Raw genomic sequence first — 1,291 nt, 5'->3', positions numbered from 1 at the left:
CCGCCCCCGCCTCCGGCGGCGCCGCCGAGGAGCCGGCGCTGCTGGTGAAGGCCGAGTCGCTGCAGCCGATCGGCGCCTTCAAGGTGCGCGGCGCCTACGCCGCCATCTCCTCCCTCACGTCCGCCGAGCGAGCGGCCGGCGTGGTGACCCACTCCAGCGGCAACCACGCGCAGGCCGTCGCCTACGCGGCCCGCGCCCTCGGCATCAAGGCCGTCCTGGTCATGCCGCACACCACCCCCGCCGTGAAGGTCGACCGCTGCGTCGCGCTCGGCGCCGAGGTCGTCTACGTGGAGCCGACCGCGCAGGCCCGCACCGAGACCGCCGAGAAGCTCGCCGCCGCGCACGGCTTCACGATGATCCCGCCCTACGACGACGCGCGGGTCATCGCCGGGCAGGGCACCGTGGGGCTGGAGATCGTCCGCGACCGCCCGGACGTCGACGTCGTGCTCGTCCCGGTCAGCGGCGGCGGCCTCATCGCCGGCGTGTCCGCCGCGGTGAAGGCGCTGCGCCCCGAGGCCAGGATCATCGGCGTCGAACCGGAACTCGCCGCCGATGCCCGCGACTCGATCGCCGCGGGCCGCCCGGTCCGCTGGGACGCCGAGAAGACCGGCCGCACCATCGCCGACGCCCTGCGCGTCCAGCAGGTCGGCGACCTCCCGTTCGCGCACATCCAGGCCCACGTGGACGCCGTCATCACCGTCACCGAGGACGAGATCCGCGGCACGATGCGCCGCCTGGCCCGCGAGGCGCGCCTCATCGCCGAACCCGCCGGCGCCGTCGCCACCGCCGCCTACCTGCACCACCGAGCCGAACTCCCGGCGGGCCGCACCTATGTCTCGATCCTGTCCGGCGGCAACGTGGACCCGGCTCTGTTCCTGGACGTCCTGCGGTGACCGCACCCCGGGGACGGACCACGCGGCACCGGGGTTAACCTCGAAGGGCCATGCGTTCCGTCATCTTCTACACCCTCGCCCGGCTCGCGATCTTCGCGGCGACCGCCGGCGTGCTGGCGCTCGTCGGCGCCCGCGGCTTCCTGCTCCTGCTGATGGCCCTGCTGATCAGCGGCGTCGTCAGCTACGTCCTGCTGTCCTCCCAGCGCGACCGCATGTCCGCCGCCGTGGCCGGCGGCTTCCGCGGCCAGCGCCAGAAGTTCCAGAAGTCCCTCACCAAAGAGGACGCCTGACAAAGGGAGCGCGGGAGAGTCCCGCGGCTCGCGCTTACCGTCCCCCGGGTCGGCTTCGCCGGTGGTCCGTCGTCCCGGGTGGGGTCGGCCTTGGGGCGGACGCGGGGG

The 1,291-nt window shown here is 74.3% G+C and carries 2 protein-coding genes; both read left to right on the top strand.

From position 1 onward, the window contains the following. Nucleotides 1–893 (top strand): threonine ammonia-lyase (locus E1284_RS40765; RefSeq protein ID WP_131945446.1); only part of this gene is annotated, 893 nt, incomplete at its 5' end. 50 nt (nucleotides 894–943) lie between these two features. Continuing rightward, complete coding sequence (locus E1284_RS40760) at nucleotides 944–1,183, top strand: DUF4229 domain-containing protein (RefSeq protein WP_131945445.1); 240 nt, start codon at nucleotides 944–946, stop codon at nucleotides 1,181–1,183. The last annotated feature ends 108 nt before the right edge of the window (nucleotides 1,184–1,291 follow it).

This window comes from Actinomadura bangladeshensis, from assembly GCF_004348335.1.
In the GTDB taxonomy this organism is placed as follows: domain Bacteria; phylum Actinomycetota; class Actinomycetes; order Streptosporangiales; family Streptosporangiaceae; genus Spirillospora; species Spirillospora bangladeshensis.
The sequence above is the reverse complement of the archived record's forward strand: the minus strand, read 5'-3'. Positions and strand labels throughout refer to the sequence as shown.

What these genes read in the sequence shown, in the direction of transcription:
- E1284_RS40760 (WP_131945445.1), top strand. Translation starts at nt 944, where the DNA reads ATGCGTTCCGTCATCTTCTACACCCTCGCCCGGCTCGCGATCTTCGCG.